Source organism: Nakamurella sp. UYEF19 (assembly GCF_040546275.1).
In the GTDB taxonomy this organism is placed as follows: domain Bacteria; phylum Actinomycetota; class Actinomycetes; order Mycobacteriales; family Nakamurellaceae; genus Nakamurella.
This window is the reverse complement of sequence record NZ_JBEPNO010000029.1, coordinates 44,416-63,169: the sequence shown is the minus strand read 5'-3', so window position 1 is coordinate 63,169 and position 18,754 is coordinate 44,416. Positions and strand designations below refer to the sequence as shown.

19 protein-coding genes are annotated in these 18,754 nt (G+C 68.1%); 10 read left to right on the top strand and 9 right to left on the bottom strand.

Features of this window, described 5'->3' with window-relative positions; all coding sequences use genetic code 11:
* Positions 1-235: 235 nt before the first annotated feature.
* On the bottom strand, positions 236-601 hold the full coding sequence (locus ABIB25_RS25725) for a hypothetical protein (protein WP_354531374.1): 366 nt from the start codon (positions 599-601) through the stop codon (positions 236-238).
* Complete coding sequence (locus ABIB25_RS25720) at positions 522-1,403, bottom strand: DUF222 domain-containing protein (protein ID WP_354531373.1); 882 nt, start codon at positions 1,401-1,403, stop codon at positions 522-524. Before ABIB25_RS25720 ends, ABIB25_RS25725 begins: the two co-directional genes overlap by 80 nt.
* Positions 1,404-1,864: 461 nt before the next feature.
* On the opposite strand from ABIB25_RS25720, the gene ABIB25_RS25715 reads away from it, so the two are divergent.
* From ABIB25_RS25715 to ABIB25_RS25700, 4 genes are all read left to right on the top strand, one after another.
* Entirely contained in the window at positions 1,865-2,533 is a 669-nt protein-coding gene (locus tag ABIB25_RS25715) for a class I SAM-dependent methyltransferase (protein ID WP_502919903.1), read from the top strand.
* Positions 2,534-2,577: 44 nt separating this feature from the next.
* A complete protein-coding gene (locus tag ABIB25_RS25710) occupies positions 2,578-3,120 on the top strand; it encodes a GNAT family N-acetyltransferase (RefSeq protein WP_354531371.1) in 543 nt (180 codons plus the stop codon).
* Positions 3,121-3,330: 210 nt separating this feature from the next.
* Complete coding sequence (locus ABIB25_RS25705; protein ID WP_354531378.1) at positions 3,331-3,738, top strand: bleomycin resistance protein; 408 nt, start codon at positions 3,331-3,333, stop codon at positions 3,736-3,738.
* Between the two features lie 81 nt (positions 3,739-3,819).
* Positions 3,820-4,581: a class I SAM-dependent methyltransferase gene (locus ABIB25_RS25700; protein ID WP_354531370.1), complete on the top strand. Its 762-nt coding sequence runs from the start codon at positions 3,820-3,822 to the stop codon at positions 4,579-4,581.
* Between the two features lie 136 nt (positions 4,582-4,717).
* On the opposite strand, the gene arfB is transcribed toward ABIB25_RS25700, so the two are convergent.
* Complete coding sequence (gene arfB, locus ABIB25_RS25695; RefSeq protein ID WP_354531377.1) at positions 4,718-5,167, bottom strand: alternative ribosome rescue aminoacyl-tRNA hydrolase ArfB; 450 nt, start codon at positions 5,165-5,167, stop codon at positions 4,718-4,720.
* 131 nt (positions 5,168-5,298) lie between these two features.
* Positions 5,299-6,282, bottom strand: coding sequence for an Ig-like domain-containing protein (locus ABIB25_RS25690; protein ID WP_354531369.1), 984 nt, complete (start codon positions 6,280-6,282; stop codon positions 5,299-5,301).
* A 161-nt stretch (positions 6,283-6,443) separates the two neighbouring features.
* On the opposite strand from ABIB25_RS25690, the gene ABIB25_RS25685 reads away from it, so the two are divergent.
* A complete protein-coding gene (locus tag ABIB25_RS25685) occupies positions 6,444-7,892 on the top strand; it encodes a M1 family metallopeptidase (protein ID WP_354531368.1) in 1,449 nt (482 codons plus the stop codon).
* A gap of 40 nt (positions 7,893-7,932) precedes the next feature.
* Here the strand turns inward: ABIB25_RS25685 and ABIB25_RS25680 are convergent, their stop codons facing one another.
* Positions 7,933-8,580 carry a YceI family protein gene (locus ABIB25_RS25680; RefSeq protein ID WP_354531367.1) on the bottom strand — a complete coding sequence of 216 codons (648 nt, stop codon included), beginning with the start codon at positions 8,578-8,580 and terminating at the stop codon, positions 7,933-7,935.
* Between the two features lie 255 nt (positions 8,581-8,835).
* Here ABIB25_RS25680 and ABIB25_RS25675 point away from each other — a divergent pair, with 255 nt between their 5' ends.
* Positions 8,836-9,633, top strand: coding sequence for an Fpg/Nei family DNA glycosylase (locus ABIB25_RS25675; protein ID WP_354531366.1), 798 nt, complete (start codon positions 8,836-8,838; stop codon positions 9,631-9,633).
* Here ABIB25_RS25675 and ABIB25_RS25670 read toward each other — a convergent pair.
* Complete coding sequence (locus tag ABIB25_RS25670; RefSeq protein WP_354531365.1) at positions 9,621-9,935, bottom strand: hypothetical protein; 315 nt, start codon at positions 9,933-9,935, stop codon at positions 9,621-9,623. The two genes, ABIB25_RS25675 and ABIB25_RS25670, sit on opposite strands and share 13 nt — an antisense overlap.
* Before the next feature lie 136 nt (positions 9,936-10,071).
* Between ABIB25_RS25670 and ABIB25_RS25665 the strand changes: the two genes are divergently transcribed.
* Complete coding sequence (locus tag ABIB25_RS25665) at positions 10,072-11,004, top strand: hypothetical protein (RefSeq protein WP_354531364.1); 933 nt, start codon at positions 10,072-10,074, stop codon at positions 11,002-11,004.
* Positions 11,005-11,267: 263 nt separating this feature from the next.
* Here ABIB25_RS25665 and ABIB25_RS25660 read toward each other — a convergent pair whose 3' ends face one another.
* Positions 11,268-12,359, bottom strand: a complete 1,092-nt coding sequence (locus ABIB25_RS25660; RefSeq protein WP_354531363.1) for an Lrp/AsnC family transcriptional regulator — start codon at positions 12,357-12,359, stop codon at positions 11,268-11,270.
* A gap of 122 nt (positions 12,360-12,481) precedes the next feature.
* Here ABIB25_RS25660 and ABIB25_RS25655 point away from each other — a divergent pair, with 122 nt between their 5' ends.
* A complete protein-coding gene (locus ABIB25_RS25655; protein WP_354531362.1) occupies positions 12,482-14,020 on the top strand; it encodes a DHA2 family efflux MFS transporter permease subunit in 1,539 nt (512 codons plus the stop codon).
* A gap of 6 nt (positions 14,021-14,026) precedes the next feature.
* Here ABIB25_RS25655 and ABIB25_RS25650 read toward each other — a convergent pair whose 3' ends face one another.
* Both ABIB25_RS25650 and ABIB25_RS25645 read right to left on the bottom strand, forming a co-directional pair.
* On the bottom strand, positions 14,027-14,848 hold the full coding sequence (locus ABIB25_RS25650) for a nitrilase-related carbon-nitrogen hydrolase (RefSeq protein WP_354531361.1): 822 nt from the start codon (positions 14,846-14,848) through the stop codon (positions 14,027-14,029).
* Positions 14,845-16,308, bottom strand: a complete 1,464-nt coding sequence (locus tag ABIB25_RS25645; protein WP_354531360.1) for an APC family permease — start codon at positions 16,306-16,308, stop codon at positions 14,845-14,847. The genes ABIB25_RS25650 and ABIB25_RS25645 overlap by 4 nt, the downstream gene beginning before the upstream one ends.
* A gap of 179 nt (positions 16,309-16,487) precedes the next feature.
* On the opposite strand from ABIB25_RS25645, the gene dinB reads away from it, so the two are divergent.
* Both dinB and ligD read left to right on the top strand, forming a co-directional pair.
* Positions 16,488-17,768: a DNA polymerase IV gene (gene dinB, locus ABIB25_RS25640; protein ID WP_354531359.1), complete on the top strand. Its 1,281-nt coding sequence runs from the start codon at positions 16,488-16,490 to the stop codon at positions 17,766-17,768.
* A 4-nt stretch (positions 17,769-17,772) separates the two neighbouring features.
* Positions 17,773-18,729, top strand: a complete 957-nt coding sequence (ligD, locus tag ABIB25_RS25635) for a non-homologous end-joining DNA ligase (RefSeq protein ID WP_354531358.1) — start codon at positions 17,773-17,775, stop codon at positions 18,727-18,729.
* Positions 18,730-18,754: the final 25 nt, after the last annotated feature.

Genomic DNA, 18,754 nt, shown 5'->3' with positions numbered 1-18,754 from the left:
AGGTGGAGGTAGTCGCCGGGCAGGGTGCCCAGCGGCGCCCACTGGTAGGGCACGCGTGGTGCCCGCCAGATCGGCAGCGGGCCGACATCGGTTGCGGTCGGATCGTTTTCGGTCTTGTCGGCCATGCGAGTTTCGCTGGGGTCGCCGGTTCCGCAAGGTTCGCCGGGGTCGTGGACGTCTGCGGCTTCGACTCGGTTGTCGGGGTCGGCTGGTGGTTCTGCCACCTGCTCGGATGTCAGGTCGGTGACCGGGCCGTCGGTGGTGTGCTCGCCGGGTGGTGCCTCGGCGGCGGGGACGCTGCTACCTGGAGGTCGAGGTCGACATCGACATCGACGTCGAGGTCGAGGTCGACGTCGGCGTCCGCGGTGGGGCCGCTCGCCTCGTCGGCGTCCGCGGTGGGGCCGCTCGCCTCGTCGGCGTCCGCGGTTGCGCCACTCGCCTCGTCGGCGTCCGCGGTTGCGCCACTCGGCTCGTCGGCGTCCGCGGTCGGCGTCGTATCGCCGGTTGTCTCGCTGGGCGTGTCACCGGCCGGGTCGGGGTCGCCGGCGGGGTCGGGGTCGGGGGCGTCGCATTTGTTGCGGTCGGCGGCGGGTGCGCACATCGCCCGCCCCGAACACCACCCGCAGCGATTCCACGGTCAAATCATCCAGCAGCCCCCACACTTTGGTCAGTCCGTCGGGTCGGCGCGCGCCGATGTGAAATTCCTGCTTGTCGTGGGCGTCCTTCTCCTCCTGCGGCCCGTCGGGGTTGGCGGCGAGGATGATGCTGCGGCACACCTGATCGAACGTCGACGGATCCGCCACGGTGGCTTCGGCGACCAGGAATGTCTCCACCGATTCCCGCAGCTCCTGCGGCACCGACGCGTCGAAGGTTTTGAACACCCCGGTGACCAGGTCGGCGTGTCTGGGTCCGATGGTTCCGGCGTGGACGGCGGCGGCGAGCAGCGGTAGCCGCGCGGGGATGGGGGCGCCGGACATCCCGGTGCCGACGCTGGTCGCTGCGGAGCGGCGGACGCGGGCGGCGGCGTCGGTGCGGCTGATGTTGATGATCTGCCGGACCAGGGAGGTGGTGGACAGTTGCCCGGCGGGGGCGGCGAGGCCGCGGTGGTCCATCTGGGAGATGACGGACACCGACATGCCGTAGAGCCGGCGGGTCTGCATTTCGACGGCGCGCAGCAGGTCCAGGGTGGCGCCGGTGCCGGGGGCGGTCGGGTCCACTTCGAGCAGGCCGTCCACCGCGGTGGCGACGGCGTCGATCGCGGTCTGCGCCGGGCCGGGTTCCCAGTAGGAATCGGCGGGGTCGGGGGCGTCGTCAGGATGGTGCTGCTGGGCGAGGGTGGCTCGCAGGGCCGACCCACCACGCCGGTTGCACAGGTAGAACCGACAGTCCCCCGAAACGGACACCGGTCGGGGCTGTCTCACCTGGTCAGGCCGGGCAAGAGTGGCTGCGAAAACCGACCCACGACGCAGGTTGCACAGGTAGAAGCATCAGTCGGTCGAACCACCGGTCAGCCGGAGCTATCAGACCTGTTCATCGTGGGTGCCGAGTAGGACGGGACCAGCCCTCCCAACGCGACGAGTACGGGTGCCATTCGCGGTTGCTGGCAACGCTCCCATCGTCGGCCGCACAATCAGCTCGCAGAGGCGCGAGGACCATCAATGACACGGTGTCGCACCTCCTCCCGATCGAGGTCGAGGCAGTCTGCCAGCTGAACGGCCCACGTGACGCAGAATGCGCCCGGGGATCGCTGGCTTGCTGTCCTGAACTGGCCGTAGATTCATGGGGAGTTTGCAGGCCTGAAATTCAACTAGCGGATGCCCACGTGTATCTATCAACGATCGCTGTGCCTCATACACTCGCCCAGTTGGTGCCCATTCGTCCTGCTCCCCCAGCGCGCATCGTCGAGGTAGGTTGCGGTGACGGCGCTCTCGCCGCCGCACTGGCGACCGTGGGGTACGACGTCACCGGCGTCGACCGCAATGCAGCAATGGCAGAATCTGCCAGCCGACGTGGAGTGCGGGTCTTGCAAGCCGACATCAAGGACGTCGCAGGCGAGTACGACGTCGTGCTGTTCACGCGGTCAATGCACCACGCCGAGAACCTGCACGACACCTTGGCGCATGCCGCCACGCTGCTCGCCCCCGACGGACAGGTCATTGTCGAAGAATTCGCGTGGGAACCAGTCGATGACGCTGCCGCCGCCTTCGTCTACGGCCACCGGGCAGAACTGGTCGCCGCTGGTCTGCTCGACGCCGATCATCCCTCGGAGCAACTGCTCGACGCCTGGATCGCCGGCCATCAAACTCTCCACACCGGCTCTGCCATGCTCGATGCCATCGGCCGCATCGGCGTCAACCTGATCACGTCGGACACGAGCATCCTCTGGCGGCTCGTCGACGGGCGCGGCGGCACGTGGACGGTGCCCACCACGCAGGCTGGACAGGCGCTCAACGCCATGCGCGACACAGAGGAGGATCTCATCGCCACCGGGGAACTTCCCTCGGTCGGCCTGCTCGCCTCCGTCCACTGCTGATCGAACCAGAATGCCTCGGCGGACCACGCTTCTACACTCGACTCGTGCCCACTGTGCTGACCCGACCCCGGCGCGACGTCGACATACCGCCGCTGCTCGACATTCTCGCAATGCAGCAGGCTGAGACGCAGTATCCCTTCCACTGGCCACCAGATCTCGGACCCGAGCGTTTCCTGCGTCGCCCCAGCGAGATCGAGGCGTGGGTTGCCGAGTTGGACGGCGACGTCGTCGGCCACGTCGCGATCCAATCCGTGACCGAGGACGAACTCGGGCGGATGTGGGCGGCCGCGCACGGTGTGCCCATCACACAGTTGCGCTGCGTCAGCGTGCTGTACGCAGATCGTCGCGTGGTCCGGCGCGGCATCGGTTCTGCGCTGCTCGCCCGGGCTACCGAGAGAGCACTCTCCGACGGTGGGGCACCTGTGCTGGACGTGGTGGCCGGTCACCTCGACGCGGTGAGCCTCTACCTGACCCGGGGCTGGCACGAGGTAGGGCGGGTTCGACCTGACTGGCTCCCCCCGACCGAGGAGCCGGTCCGCGCGATGATCCTGCCAAGACCAGGAACGGCGGCTCCACAACCGCAGTAGTGGCTGGCTTTCATCGCGAAACTCTGATTGATAGGTGACGCGGAATGGGCTTCGACCTGGCAGCCGCCGTCGACGCCGGAGATGACCTCGACGTGTCGACTGACCCGAGTTCTTGTGATCCCAGTGCTGGGTCAATTCTCGTCTGGGGATCGGCTGTCGGACGGCTGGCTCAGGCGAACGTCAGCGGCGTGAGAGGGTCTTCAGGTGGCGATGCGCGAGCCGGGCCTGGTCCCCGAATTGTTGGTCAGTGACATCGAGCTGAGCGTCGGGTTCTGGTGCTCGGCCTGCGGTTTCAAGATTCGATACGCACGCCCGGAGGAGCGGTTCGCCTACATCATGCTAGGGACTGCTCACCTGATGCTGGAAGAGGTGGGAGTCGGTCGGAACTGGATCACTGGTCCGCTCGAACGTCCGCTGGGTCGCGGCATCAACTTCCAGATCATCGTGCCCGATGCTGACGAGGTCGCTGTCTCGCTCGGCGCAGCCGGCGTCGAGCTGTTCATGCCGCCGGAGACCAAGCAGTACCAGGTCGGCACGGACGTCGCCGCAGTGCGGCAGTTCCTGGTGGCCGACCCGGACGGCTACCTCGTACGATTTCAGTCGCCGGTCGACGGCTGAGCTTTCTCTGTCCGCCGGCCACTCGGGCTGCCGCGCCTTGCGCTCCTCGATAGACCCACGACGGGCTGTCATAGTCGTGGGGTGACAGCCCCGAGGGCGGCCGAATTCGATGACTGGTACGCGAACATGCAACCGTCCGCTCGATGCGCCGAGATCTACCAGGAGTACTTGGGTCTACCGCTCGGGTTGGAATCTTCCAGTCTGCTGCCGTGGGAGGGCATCTCCACGATCATGGGGTCGCTCGACCTGGCCGCTGGCAGCACACTGCTCGACCTGGCCTGCGGGCGTGGTGGCTACGGACTTGAAATCGCGCGGCGGAGCGGCGCTGCCCTGATCGGCGTCGACTTCTCGACCGTGGCGCTGGCCCGTGCACGTGAGATGGTCCCAAACTTCGGAATGGGCGGCCGCGCCGAGTTTCTGGCCGGTGACCTCGCCGACACCGGTTTGCCGTCTGGTTCCGTGGACGCCGTCGTGTGCGTTGATTCCGTGCAGTTCGCCGATCCTCCCGGCGCTGCGATCCTGGAGTGTAAGCGGGTGCTCCGGCCCGGCGGCCGCGTGGCCTTGACGTGTTGGCAGCCTCGCGACCGTCACGACGAGCGGGTGCCCCCACGGCTGAGGCGCATCGACTTGTTCACGGACCTGTCGAGCGCCGGGTTCTCTGGGGTACAGGTGAGCGAGATGGAGCAATGGCACGCCGCCGAACGGCGGCTCTGGGAGGCAGCCCTGGCCGAGGACGCAGCCGGCGACCCCGCGCTGCTATCGATGCAGCACGAAGCCGCCCAGGTGCTGACGACTTTCGATCTCATGCAACGAATCCTTGTCACCGCTGCTGCACCTGACTGAACGAGCATCTGGGTCACCAACTTTCGGTTTGCGACGGAGCACTCGACGGAGTCCGCCTGGACGTGTCAGCCGGAGTTGGCCCGGCCGACCAGGACCATGACCGATCAGTGCAGTCAGGCACCGGACCCAGCCCGGCTCACTGGTCCTCCGACCGGTGACCGCGGCTCGAGCGGGTCGCCTTCACCGCCGATCTGGCCTTCTTCCCGGCCAGTCGCCTCTCGATCGAACCCCGGCTGGGGCGGCTTGGATGCCGCGCAGCCGGCGGGGGTGCCAACGCGTCGCGCAGGATCCTGATCAGCCGGAGGCGCGCAGTCTCCCGGTTCCGGAGCTGGGCGCGGTGTTCCGACACCGCGATCACCACCGATCCGTTGACCAACCGGCCGGCCAACCGATCCAGCAGCCGGGCGCGGAATGCCTCGCCGGCCGCCGCCAATCCAACGGAGGACCCCGGGTTCCAGGTCAGCTCCACCCGGCTGTCGGCCGTGTTGACCCCCTGACCGCCCGGACCGGACGAGCGGGAGAACCGCCAGTTCAGCTCGTCCAGGCCGATGGTCAGCCTCTCGTTGACCCGCAGCGGCGCGTCGATCCGGTGCGCGTCGGCGGCGGACGTCATCGCCGGGCCGGGGTACAGATGGTCATGACTGGATGATCCCAGCCGTGTCGAGCCGAATCGGCCGGCCTGGTCTCGTTGCTTGGATATCGGGCTAAGCAAGCGACTCAGAGGCGGTGCCGGCCGGTGGCCCTGGTGGCAGCCAAGAGGAGCAGGAAACCGGCGCCGACGAGCAGGAACGCGTACCCGAGTCCGTTCGTGGCGGCAAAGCCGGTGGTCGCAAGGGCCGGTGCTGCAACGGTTGTCGTCTCGACGGTCGGCGTGGACGCCACCAGCACCACGGTCAACGACAGCGTCACCGACGTCGGGGCGAAGGTGTTGTCGCCCGAGTAGGCCACCCGCAGGTTGAAACTGCCCGGGTGCAGTTCGCTGGTGTCCGCCACGATGATCGTGTTGCCGGTGTCGTTGAGCGACCCGACGCCGAGCGCCTCGTCGCCGTTGTAGATCGTCACCTGGCCGGAGACCGGGCCGAGATCGTCCGCCGCGGCGGCGAACACCGCCCCATCCATGCGGAGACCGTTGGGTGGGGGGAGCCTGGGTACCTCGATCGAACTGCTGCTGCTCGTCGTGGTGTCGGTCGTGGTCATGGGAGGCCCGGTCTCGTCGGTGAGGCCGGCAACGCCCGTGGCACCGTTGACCGCCGTGTCGGCGGTGGGAGTCGTCGTCGTAGCAGTCGTAGCAGTCGTAGCAGTCGTAGCAGTCGTAGCAGTGGTCGCGGTGGTGGGCGTTGTCTCGCTGGTAGCCGTCCTCCGGGTGGTCGGTGTCGTCAGCGTCGTTTTCGTGGTGGCGCTGGTCGGCGTGCCGGGTGTGGTTCTGGCGGTAGAGCTAGGAGTGGTGTCCGGGAAGCTGGAGGCCGGTGGAATTGTCGACCCACCGTTGCCCGAACCGCTCGACGAAGCCGAGGGGTGGACGAAGACGCGGACGGTCAGCGTCTGGCCTTGGGTGATCGTGTGATGGGCGGAGACGTCGATCGCCGGCGTGGGCTTGTCGGCCGCTACCGCAACGCCGCCGCCGAGGACGACCAGTCCGAAGGTGATGACGAAAAGCCCCAGGGCGCGGGGCAGGCGCCGCCGGTTCGAGACCTGCTGCATGATCGTGCTCCGATGTCGAAGGGGTGCTGCGGGTGGCAGGTCGGGCACAACGCCCATATCGCCATCACGCTAGTTCCTACCACCGACAACCGGTACCCCAGAGCGGATTCGAGACGATTCCACCCGTTCGACCGTTCATGGGTGTTGTTAGAGTCCTGGCCATGAGGAAGCTGAGAACTCGTCTGACGTTCGTCGCAGCGGCGGTCTGCGTGGTCACCCTGGCCGGCCAGGCGCCGGCCTCGGCCGCGTCGGTGGTGATCCGCTCGGCCACCCACCCCGGCCCTGGGCATGGCTGGGGCCACGCCAAGCCGACACCCGGCGCGGCCGGCGCCGGCGACCCGTACTTTCCGCTGTCGGGCAACGGCGGGTTCGACGTCTCCCACTACGACCTCGACGTCGGGTACGTGCCGGACACCGGCAAGTTCGTCGGTCACGCCGTCGTCACCGCGACCGCCACCCAGGATCTCTCCCGCTTCGACCTCGACCTCTCCGGGTTCACCGTGGCCTCGGTCCTGGTGGACGGCCACAGGGCCACGTTCAGCCGGAGCGGTCAGGAACTGATCATCACCCCGTCGCGGTACCTGTCGCGCGGGTGCCGCTTCACCGTCGACGTCCGGTACAGCGGGATTCCACAGGAGGTCACCGACCCGGACGGATCGCCCGACGGCTGGATCCGCACGGACACCGGCGCCTTCGTCGGCAGCGAGCCACAAGGCGCGATGACGTGGTTCCCCTCGAACTCCCAGCCGATCGACAAGTCGTCCTTCGACGTGACGATCACGGTGCCGAAGGGTTACCAGGCCGTGGGCAACGGTGAACTGCTGTCGCAGCGCACGACTTCGAAGACCACCACCACGCACTGGCGTCAGCGGCAACCGATGGCTGCCTATCTGGCCACGGCGTCGATCGGCAAGTTCCAGATCAACACGTACCGGGCCGATGGCCTGCCGGTCTACGTGGCCGTCGATCCGCGGGAGGCCGCGGCGTCGGCGCCGGTGCTGGCCAAGTTGCCGGCGATCCTGGCCTGGGAGAAGAAGACCTTCGGCCCGTATCCGTTCTCCTCCACCGGGGCCATCGTGATGCACGCGCCGTCGGTCGGATATGCGCTCGAGACCCAGACCAGGCCGCTGTTCGACCGGGCGCCGGACACCTCGACACTGGTGCATGAACTTGCCCACCAGTGGTTCGGCGATTCGGTGAGTGTGACGCGCTGGAAGGACATCTGGCTCAACGAGGGCTTCGCGACCTATGCCGAGTGGCTGTACTCCGAGCACACCGGCGGGCAGACCGCGGACAAGATCTTCGCCGAGCTCTACGCCTCACCGGCCGGAGCCGACCTCTGGGCCTTCCCGGTCGCCGATCCGGGGGCCGGAGAGTTCATCTTCGCCGACCCGCCGTACAACCGGGGGGCGATGGTCCTGCACGAACTCCGGAAGGCGGTCGGCGACACCACGTTCTTCCGGATCCTGAAGACCTGGGCATCGGTCCACCGGTACGGGCACGGCACCACGGCCCAGTTCACCGCATTGGCCACCGCGATGTCGCACAAGAATCTGACCGGTCTGTTCCACACCTGGCTCTACACCGCGGGCAAGCCGTCGCAGCCCTGATCCAGGGCTGAGCGGTCGTTCGGCCGAAACGAGCAAGGGGTCAGCGGCCGGGAACGGCGACGATCGTCAGGTCCAGGCCCATGGTCCGGCCGAGGACCCGCTCGACTCCCTGCTGCGAGAGCAGCCGGACGGCTTCCTTCGACGGTAGGGATCCGGTGGCCCGAAACAGCAAGGCGCCACCGGTGGCGATCGGGTCGGACATCTCGAGGGTGACGTCCAGGACGGCGCCGTTGGTGGCCAGCAGCCCGTCGAGGAACCAGGTCCCGGCCTCGGCGCCGGCTCTGATCGCTCGGGAGACGAATGAGATCGACGGGTTCCTCGCACTGTCCACTACGCCGGCGCCGTGCAGCAGGGCGTCCACACAGGAGCTGCCGCTGGACAGGGAACCGGTGGCAACCGCGACCTCGACCCGGCTCCGCGACGGGTCGGCCGCCACGTCGACATGCCCGGTGACGTCGGCGAACGTGCCGTGCACGGTCGCAAACAGGCCGACCTTGACCGAGACCCTCAAGGTCGATCGCAGGGCGTCGATGCTCCATCGGCCGATGGCGTCGTCGATGCAACAGCCGGTGGCGTCGTCGATGCAACAGCCGGTGGCGTCGTCGATGCAACAGCCGGTGGCGACGGTGGTCGCCGGACGACGGCGGGCGCTCTTCGACTTGTCGGCCGCGGCGGCGGAAGCGGGCATCGTCGTTCTCCAGATCATGATGCAGGGTGCTGGTGTCGAAGGCATGGAATGGGTGGTACGACGGGCATCGGCGGCGTTCGGTTCCGACCCGGCATGGGTCGGAATCGAACATCGCCGTAGCGGACTTCCCTCGGGGCATCCTCGGGACGTCGTCACGAACAGGAGCGCGGCACAGTGCCACTGATACACGTTGATCTGCGGCGACGATGACCGGGCCGCGGCGCACGTAGAGTGCGGTCGTGAGAAAGCAACTCGATGCCTGAAGGCCATACGCTGCACCGACTTGCGCGTAGTCAGCAGAAGATGTTCGCCGGCCAGGTGGTCGCCGCGTCCAGTCCGCAGGGTCGATTCGCGGGCGGCGCGGAAGCCCTCGACGGCCGGTTGCTGCTGCACGTCGAGGCCTACGGCAAACATCTCTTCCAGTACTACGAGGATGCCCCCACCCTGCACGTGCACCTGGGCCTGTACGGGAAGTTCACCACCGGCTCCGGCGAGCCGCCCGAGCCCCGCGGCGCACTGCGCCTGCGGCTCGTCTCCGACGGGCACTGGACGGATCTACGCGGTCCGACGGCCTGCGAGCTGATGGATCCGCCGGCCGTCGACGCCGTGCTGAGCCGGCTCGGGCCGGACCCGATCCGGGCCAAGAGCGACCCGGATCTGGCCTACCGCAAGATTTCTCGCAGCCGGGTGACGATCGCCGCGCTGCTGATGGACCAGAGCGTGGTGGCCGGCATCGGCAACGTCTACCGCGCCGAACTGCTGTTCCGCCACCGGGTCGACCCCTACCGTGCCGGTCGGACGATCGAGCCAGAGCTCTGGGCGGAGATGTGGGCCGACCTGATGGTGCTGATGCGGGCCGGAGTCCGCGCCGGACGCATCGAGACCGTGCGGCCGGAGCATCGGGCCCGCCGGACCGGGCGACTCGGTCGGGCGGAGGCGAGTTACGTCTACCGGCGGACCGGGCTGCCCTGCCGGATCTGCGGGACGGCCGTCGCCACAGCCGAGTTGGTGGGACGAAACCTGTTCTGGTGCCCCAGCTGTCAGGCCCCCTGACCGCTGTCCTCCACCACCGAGTCGCCGCTCCACCCGGCACCGTCGTCTGACTTCCGATGCGATCCGGCGTCCTTGACGATCTCCGCGCCGCTCCATCCCGGGTCGGTGGCCGGTGGTTTGTCACCCTGATCCCGGACGACCTCGTCGCCGTCCCAACCGGCTTCGGCCGGGGCCCGGTCACCGTGGTCGTGGGTGACCTCGTCACCGTGGTCGTGGGTGACCTCGTCACCGTGGTCGCGGGTGACCTCGTCACCGCCCCATCCCGCCCTACGCTCGGTTGACGACTGATCAGGCTCCGTCATGACAGGAGATCCCCTCGTGGACACGCGGATCGGCGTCGTTGCCGGTCCGTCGCATGTGGTCGTCCCATCATCGCCGTTGCGCGGCGGACGTCAACCTCCGACCGCTCTGCATCCGGCCGGGTGTAGGAAGGAGCACGTGGATCGACGCAGGATCGGCATGCTGGTGCTGGTGGTGCTCGCGTTGGCTGCGGTGGTGGTCCCCGGGATCGCCGGACGGGCCGTGCCGGGCAGGCCGGTCGCGGCCGTCGTGCCACCGCCGCCGCAGACGGGTGACTGCCTGGTGGGGCTGACGGGGTTGTCTCACGCCACCTACGTCGACGACACCGACACCCGGATCAAGTATCCGTGGGCGACGTACGGTGCCTGCTCCGGGCCGATCGTCGGAGAGGTCACCTCGGTGGATCCAACCGCCCACCCGCTGGCCACCGCGACGATCGGCACGTACCAATCGGCCAGTTCGCTGTGCGAACTCGCCGAGGTGAACTACGTCGGGTCGGTCGGCCCGTTCGACCCGGCCACCATCACCACCCCGGGTATCGGGTGGCAGACGGTGATCAACATCGCGTCGCTCTCGATCGGCCCGACGCCGCTGCAGCGGGCGGCCGGCCAGAGCTGGACGGCCTGCATCGGCGCCACCGGAGACAACACCACCTACCGCGGTCGGATCGGCGGGGCACTGGACCGCGGTGTGCTGCCGCCGATCTTCGCATCGTGCTGGGCGGCCTTCCGTGCACCCGAGCGACCGCAGTCGTGCGTCATCCCCCATCCGCTGGAGATCATCGCCACGACCGAGGTGTTCGGAGTCCAGCAGAGCGTTGCCCAGATCAACAAGTCCTGTCTGGGGATGGCCGGCCGGGCCATGCGGACCGCCGACCCTGGCAAGGGTGGACGGCTCAAGATCGGCGTGTACGTCCTCGAAGAGCCGCTCTACGACCGGTTGACGCCCCTGACGACGGCAGCGCTTCGTCAGGGCAATTACCAGCTGTCGTGCGTGGCTTCCGTTGCCGAACCGGATCAGCTCGTCGGCACGATCATCGGCCTCGGGGACAAACCGTTGCCGCTGGCTTGAATCTCGCGTTGATCGGAGCGAGATAGCCGTGCTGTCAGTCGGTCTCAGGACCCTGACAGTAGTGGCAGCCGTCGTCGCAGTTCTCGGTCGTAGAGAGGTCGACTGCGGCCACCGCGGGACGGGCGGCAGCCGGGGAGGCGTGGCGGTGACCGGTGGGATTTCTTGCGGCACGGTGGTCGGCGATGTGCTGGTCGGTTCGGCGGTGGGCTGTCTTCTGCATCGAGCTCATGACCCATGGACGCGCGAGTGCCCGTCAGGATGCGTCAGCGTCCCGAAGCCGGCCGCGGTTCGCCGAGTCGATCGCCGATGACCAGGGATCCGGCCTGCTTGATCCGAGTGATGACCGGTGCGATCTCCAACTGCCGTAGCCCGGGAGCGAGATCGCCGACGCGGTTGACGAACCGGTAGAGCGAATCGACCTCCGTCAGCGCAACAGCGGCCGAGATGTTCGAGGAGCCGGTGATGGCACCGGCGAACGTCACCGCGCTCTCCTTCACCAGGGCATTTCCGAAGGCGTCCAGGTGTTGCGGCTCCACCGTCATCCACAGCATGGCCATCAGTGGGAATCCCAGGGCAGGCATGAACAGGTCGACGTCCAGGTAGAGGGCGCCGTCATCGATCAAGGTGTCCAACCGGCGACGGGTGCGGCCCTGCGACCAGCCAGACGCCTTGGCCAGCACTGAGATGGGTGTCCGTCCGTCACGGGCCAACGCAGCCAGCAGGGGCTGGTCCTCGGGTAGTAGCGGTGCGGCAGGAACCGTTGCGCCGGAGGTGATCTCACTCGGCTCGGAGGGTCGAGCGTCGGGTTGGACGGTGTCCGGTTGCCCGCCTCTGGCGTGAGCGAGCGCCGCGACGGCCTGGTCACCGAGGCCGCCGCGGTAGGCCTGCCAGTCGTTGTCGTAGAGCCCGGTGAAGCGATGCATCACGATGGCGGCCGCGAGATCGAGCACCTGTTCGGTCTTCGGCAGACGCCGCAGGAGCAGCTCCTCCCGGGCGTCCTGCGTGCGGGCGCGGAGCGAGGCGACGATCTCGTTGCCCGCACCGGTCAGTGACACCCAGGCGACATCGTCGCGACGGGCCAGGGCCGCCGCCAGTGCCCCCGAGGCATCGGGGCGGCAGGTGATGCGGACCATCCAGTCGAGCTGTCCGAGCCGTGTCGGATCCACCAGTCCGACCACCCGGACGACGCCCTGCTCGCGCAACCTGCGGTACCGGCGGGCGACGGTCTGCTCGGACACCCCGACGACCTCACCGATCAGGCTGAAGGCAGCCCGTCCGTTGATCTGCAGGGCTTGGAGGATTTTCCTGTCGAGATCATCGACAATGCCGATATCCGACGGCACGGATTGCTTCATGGAGGAATCCTACGAGATTCTCCGGGCCAGCTCTGTCGGGGAAGGCCTCCGAAGGCAGACTGGTCTCCAGTCCACCTCGAGTTCGCGACCTCGGGCTCGTTCGTTCCCACAGGAGTTACCTCATGCGCAAATGGCTACCTCTGGTCGTCGTATCCCTCGGCACCTTCATGCTGCTGGTCGACGTGACGATCGTGAACGTCGCCCTCCCCGACATGGCCAAGGGCCTGTCGACCTCCTTCACCTCCCTGCAGTGGGTGGTCGACGCCTACGCCCTTGCGTTGGCCGCGCTGCTGCTGGGCATCGGTGGCCTCGCCGACCTGATCGGCCACCGCCGCTCCTACGTGGCGGGGCTCGCCCTGTTCGCGGTGTCCTCGCTCGTCTGCGGGCTCGCACCGAACGCCGGCGTGCTGATTGCGGCTCGCGCCGTTCAGGGCATCGGCGGCGCCGCTATGTTCGCCACCACCTTCGCGCTGCTCAATGCCTCGTACCAGCGCAAGGACCGGGGCATCGCCTATGGGGTCTGGGGGGCGGTCAGCGGTGCCTCGGCGGCCATCGGCCCGGTTCTCGGCGGTCTGCTGACGCAAGGGCTGTCCTGGAACTGGATCTTCTTCGTGAACCTGCCGGTCAGCGTCATCGCCATCGTGATGGCCTTGAAGGTGCTGTCGGTCGACGAGCCGCTCGTCGGCGGCCGGGTCGACTATGCCGGGACCGCCACGTTCACGGTCGCGGCCGGTGCCCTCACCTTCGGGCTCATCCGCGCCGGTGATGCCAGCTGGGGATCGTGGACGAGCTGGGTGCCGATGATCGTGTCCGTGCTTGCTCTGACGGCGTTCGTCCTCATCGAGAGCCGGAGCCGATACGCCATGGTCGATCTGACGCTGTTCCGCGGCCGATCCTTCGTCGGCACCCTTCTCGCAGCCCTGATCCTCAACGTCGCGGCCTTCGCATCGCTGACCTACACCTCGATCTGGCTGCAGTCGGTCCTCGGCCTCTCGCCGATCCAGGCCGGCCTGGTCGGGCTTCCCCTGGCAGGCGCCGCCTTCTTCGTCTCCGCGGCCATCGGCCGGTTGCTGCACAATCGTGCCCCGGGCCCGATCATCGGTGCCGGCATGCTGCTGATCGGGCTGGGCGCCGTGCTGGACGCCCTCTTCCTGCAGGATTCCTCGAGCTGGCCTGCCCTGATGGTCGGCTTCGTCGTCACCGGTATCGGCGTCGGACTGGCCACCCCGACCTTGTCCTCGTCGGCCATGGGTGCGGTGCCGGTACAGCGCGGCGGCATGGCATCCGGTCTGGTCAACACCATGCGGCAGTTCGGTTTTGCGATCGGGATCGCAGTCCTGGGCAGCATCTTCGCCTCCCGGGCGGCTACGAGTTTCCAGGCCGCCGGGCTGCCCGGATCCGGGGATCTGTCCCACGCCCTTGCGGGCGGTCAGGCCGGACGGATCGTTGCCCAGGCCGGGTCGGAGAACGCAGCCGCGACGATCGCACTGGTCCACCGGGCGTCGATCGCCGGTCTGCAGGGTGCGTTCTGGACGGCCGGGATCGCCGGTCTCGTCGCGGGCGTTCTGGTGCTGATCCTGGTGCGATCCACGCCGACCATCCAGCAGACTCCGGCGGCACCAGCCAGGGAGCGCGGCGACGAGGTGACGTCACGCGCCTGAGGGGACTCAGTCCTTGGCGGTGAGCGCGCCGTAGAACTCCGGACGGCGATCACCGAAGACGTGGGCGAGCGGGGTGAGCACCTTGTCACGGGCCAGCGTCAGGTCGAGGTCCGCCCGGGCGATCCCGGCCTCGTCCGCGGTGGCGACCACCCATCCACTCTCGCTGATGATGGTCGTCCCGCCGGTCCACTCCTGCCCGCGCTCGGTGCCGACCCGGTCGCAGCAGGCGATCGACATCCGGTTGACGCGAGCGGCGGCGATACCCACCTGAACCTCCGGCGCTCGCTCCCCCTCCGGACAGTAGATCAGCGGCCAGTTGGTCGGCACCGCGAGCAGGTCGGCTCCGCGGAGGGCGACCGATCGCGTCAGCTCGGGGAACTCCAGGTCGTAGCAGATGATCACGCCGATCCGCCCGTGCTGCGTCTCGACCACGGGGGGCACCGCTGAACCGGGGGTGAAGAAGTTCTTCTCGGTATCCCAGAGGTGCAGTTTCCGGTAGACCGCCAGCACCCCGGAGCCGTCCACCACGGCCGCGCTGTTGTAGACGGTGCCGCCCGGACCGGTTTCGCAGAACCCCCCGATGACGACGGCCGACCCCTTGGCCGCCAGGGCGGCCCAGTCGGCGAACAGTTCGTGGTCGGGGGTGATGGCCACCGATCGCGCCTCGTCCATCGACTCGAAGACGTAGCCGGACGTGATCAGCTCGGGCAGGATCACCAGCTGGGCGCCGGCGTCGATCGACTCCCCCACGGCTGCGCAGGTCAGCTCCCGGTTGGCGGCAAGATCGGCCATCACCGGTGCCAGCTGCCGGCAGATCACGACCGTCACGGGATGAAGGCCTCGTCGGAGTTGTCCCCCGCCGCCAATCGGCTCCGCACCCGGCCCGCCAGCCCGGGGACGGCCATCACGATCAGCAGACCGATCAGCAGCCAGACGATGACGAAGTAGGGGAAGTAGCTGTAGGGCGCCGCCACGCCGTACCAGTTCTTGTAGATCGTGTAGCCCAGGGTGATGACGGCAAGGATGGGGATGATGACCTGCCAGGCCGGGGCGCGCTTCTCGCGTTCGAAGAAGAGGAACTTGGCCGCCCCCAAGGTGGCCAGGATGTAGGCGACCAGCAAGGCGATGGTGCCGACGGTCAGCGAGTAGAAGGTGGCGTTCAGGACGGCGTTGCCCTTGATCTGCTGGAAGAGCACGATCACCAGGACGACGCCGACCACCACGAACAAGGAGTTGAGCGGCGCGCCCTTGCGCGAGACCTTGCCGATGCCCCTGGTCTGACCGGCATCGCGCACGAGAGCGAACAGGATCCGCGCGCTGGCCGCGATGGTGCCGAGGGTGATCGCGAACAGGCTCAGGCTGGCCACCAGGTTGAGGCAGACGGCGAGCCATTTCCCGACGTAGGCGAGACCGATGTTCCCGTAAGGGTTGGCCTGGGTCGTGAATCTGTCCACCCCGGCCTGGTCGGTGCCATAGCCGAGCGACTGGGTGGCCATCGTCAGGAGAAAGAAGACACCGACCACGCCGATGGCGATCTTGATCGCCCGCGGGATCTCACGCTTGGGGTTCTGGGTCTCCTCGCCGAGGGTGGCCGCCCCCTCGAAGCCGGCGAACGCGGTGAAGCCGAACACCGCTGCGCCCGCAACGGTGCTGAACGTGGTTCCGGCCGGGAACTTGAAGATGTCCCAGGTGAGGTGGACATTGCCCGGTGCCTTGCCGATCCCCTGCCGTACCAGGACGACGATGGACAGGAACGTCACCAGCACGACCCCGACGAACTCCGCATAGAGCAGAATCCTGGTGATGACATGGATCTCGGTGAAGCCGAGCGCCACCACCAGGGCCAGCGCGATGATCGCGATCAGCAGCCACGGGGTGGTGGAACTCAAGCCAACATCACCCAGGACCTGCGAGAAGAAGTAGCCGATCTCGATGGTCGAGCCGGAGCAGATCGCGATGTACGCACCGAGCAGCGCCCAGCCCGCCACGAACCCGGCCCGCGGTCCGAGGGTGATGCCGACGAGGGCGTAGACCGACCCCGAGTGCGCGATGTAGCGCGCCAACCGGGTGAAGGAGTAGGCGGTGAGGGCGACCGCGACCAGCGCGAAGACGAAGGCCCAAATGGCGGCCCGTCCGATGATCGCGACGGCGCCCGCTCCCAGCAGCGCCATTCCGCCGACCGGCCCGATCAGACCGACCGAGAACGCGGCCGCGTCGATGACCTTCAGTTCACGCTTGAGGGTGGGACCGTCGGTGGACCCGGACTTCTGGATCGGCGAGGCGGTCATGTCATGGTCTCCCTCATCGATGCTGCAGGCGAGTAGGTACTTCTTGTTCGGAAAGGAAAATACCGGCGCCGAACCCCAAGGACAAGGGTGGGAAACCCAGAGGAAGTCACAGGACAAACCTGTGGACGTGGTGAGCGCCGGGCCAATCTGTTTCCTTCTCTTCCGATCCATGCGAACATATGTTCGTGTCCGAGACGGCGAGCATCCTGCATGCGGATCTCGATGCCTTCTTCGCCTCCGTCGAGCAACGGGACGATCCCCGACTGCGCGGTCGCCCGGTGATCGTCGGTGGCGGCGTGGTGCTGGCGGCCAGCTACGAGGCGAAGGCGTTCGGCGTGCACTCCGCGATGAGCGGCAACCTGGCCCGCCGCGCCTGTCCCGACGCGATCGTGGTGGAGCCGCGGTTCTCTGCCTACACGGCAGCGAGCAAGGCGGTCTTCGAGGTGTTCCACCAGACCACGCCACTCGTCGAAGGAATATCGATCGACGAGGCGTTCCTGGACGTCGGCGGGCTGGGTCGGGTGTCCGGGAGCCCGTTCGACATCGCCGTCGAACTGCGCCGGCGGGTACTGGCGGAGGTGGGCCTGCGGATCACCGTCGGGATCGCGCGCACCAAGTTCCTGGCCAAGGTCGCCAGCGGCGTCGCGAAACCCGATGGGCTGCTGGAGGTCCCGCCGGACGGAGAATTCGCCTTTCTGCACCCACTGGCGGTCGAGCGGCTCTGGGGCGTCGGCAAGGTCACCGCGGCCAAGTTGCACGGCTGCGGGATCAGGACCGTCGGTCAGGTGGCGCTGCTGGACGAGGCGACGCTGATCTCCGTGCTGGGCAAGGGGTCCGGCCGTCATCTGCACGCGCTGGCACACAATCGCGACCCCCGCCGTGTGCAGGTCGGCCGGCGCCGCGGGTCGATGGGAGCCCAACGGGCGCTCGGCCGGGGGCGGCGGACGCCGGCCGAACTGGATGCCGTGCTGCTGGGGCTGGTGGATCGGGTCACCCGGCGGATGCGGGACAGCGACCGACGGGGACGAACAGTGGTACTGCGCCTGCGATTCGACGACTTCTCCCGGGTCACCCGGTCGCGAACCCTGCCGATGCCGACGGCCCAGACACCGACCCTGCTGGCCGCAGTACGCGACCTGATGGCGGGAGCCGCCCTGATGATCGCCGAACGCGGCCTGACGCTGGTGGGGATCGCGGTCGCCAATTTCGACGGTGAGGACGTGGCCGAGCAGTTGGAACTGCCCTTCGAGGGATCCGTGGCCACCGCCCTGGACACTGCGCTCGACGGCGTCCGGCACCGGTTCGGGTCGGCCGCCGTCACCCGGGGTGTGTTGCTGGGCCGTGATCCCGGCTGGACCATGCCGACCTTGCCTGATGTACCGGCTGTGCCAACGGTCCCGGCGCGGAGAGGCTCTGCGCGGGCCGCTCCCGACGACGAGCCCCTGCACTGGATAGGTTGAGCGCATGGCGACCCGCGGCAGCTCCCCGGCGATCGAACTGAGCGTCGGCGAACACGACGTCCGCATCTCCAACCCGGACCGGGTCTACTTCCCCGAGACCGGCGCCACCAAGCTGGATCTCGCCAAGTACTACCTGGCCGTCGGCGACGGCATCGTCCGGGCGGTGCGGGAACGCCCGTGCATGATGCACCGGTTCCCGGACGGTCTGGCCGGCGACAAGGTTCACCAGAAGAGGATTCCCCGTGGTGCGCCGCCGTGGGTGGAGACGGTGCGGGTGGACTTCCCGTCCGGCCGCAACGCCGACGAGCTGTGCGTCACCCGGCTTGCCGACGTCATCTGGGCCGTGCAGATGTCGTGCGTGGAGTTCCACCCGTGGAACAGTCGGCGCGCGGACACCGAACGTCCCGACGAGTGGCGGATCGACCTCGACCCCGGTCCGGAGTGCACCTTCGAGACCGTCCGACGGGTGGCGGCGGTGACCAGGGATCTGCTCGAGGAGATCGGCGCCGTCGGGTGGCCCAAGACCTCCGGTGGCAACGGCATGCACGTCTACGTCAGGATCGAACCCCGTTGGGGCTTCAAGGATGTCCGCCGCGCCGCCCTGGCCTTCGCCCGCGAGGTGGAGCGCCGGATCCCCGACGAGGTGACGACCACCTGGTGGCGAAAGGACCGAGATCCGGCGAAGCTCTTCGTCGACTACAACCAGAACGCCCGGGACCACACCATTGCCAGCGCCTATTCGGTCCGGGGTGTCCCGCGCGGCACGGTCTCCACCCCGATCCGCTGGGACGAGATCGACAGCGTGGAACCGCGGGAGTGCACGATCGCCTCCGTGCCGGCCCGGTTCGCGGAATTCGGCGACCTGCACGACGGGATCGACGAGGCGGTCTTCACCATCGACCCGCTGATCGAATGGGCCGAGCGCGACGAACGGGACGGTGTGGCCGACGCGCCGGAGTGACGGTGCCGGCTTCTCCGTGTGACCG